This window comes from Pseudomonas nitroreducens TX1 (assembly GCF_000313755.1).
Classification (GTDB): Bacteria; Pseudomonadota; Gammaproteobacteria; order Pseudomonadales; family Pseudomonadaceae; genus Pseudomonas; species Pseudomonas nitroreducens_A.
Genome location: NZ_AMZB01000012.1, coordinates 1 through 501, shown reverse-complemented (window position 1 = coordinate 501; position 501 = coordinate 1). Strand labels below are relative to the sequence as shown.

Annotated in this window: 1 protein-coding gene; it reads right to left on the bottom strand. The window is 66.5% G+C overall.

The annotated features are described in order from the left end of the window. Nucleotides 1-47 precede the first annotated feature (47 nt). Nucleotides 48-501 (bottom strand): methyl-accepting chemotaxis protein (locus C167_RS31945; RefSeq protein WP_017516259.1); only part of this gene is annotated, 454 nt, incomplete at its 5' end.

The following is a 501-nucleotide window of genomic DNA, read 5'->3' as shown; positions in this document are numbered from 1 at the left end:
CGAACAAAAAAGGCGCCCGAAGGCGCCTTTTTCATCTGTGCTGAACATCAGATGCGGAAGCTGTCCACCAGGTGGCGCAGGCGGCCGGCCTGATTCTCCAGGTCGGCGCAGGCGCGCAGCGTGGCCTGCAGGTTCTCCACGCCTTCCTGGTTGAGGGTGTTGATCTCGGTGATGTCCATGTTCAGCGAGTCGACCACGGCGGTCTGCTCCTCGGTGGCGGTGGCCACCGACTGGTTCATCGAGTCGATCTCGCCGATACGGTGGGTGACGCTGGCCAAGCGCTCGCCAGCGCGGTTGGCGATCTCCACGCTCTCCAGGCTGTAGCGCTGGCTTTCGGTCATGGTGTCCACGGCCTCGCGGGCGCCGACCTGCAGCTCCTCGATCATCTTCTGGATTTCCTGCGCGGACTCCTGGGCGCGATGGGCGAGGTTACGCACCTCGTCCGCCACCACAGCGAAGCCGCGGCCGGCTTCACCGGCGCGGGCGGCCTCGATGGCGGCG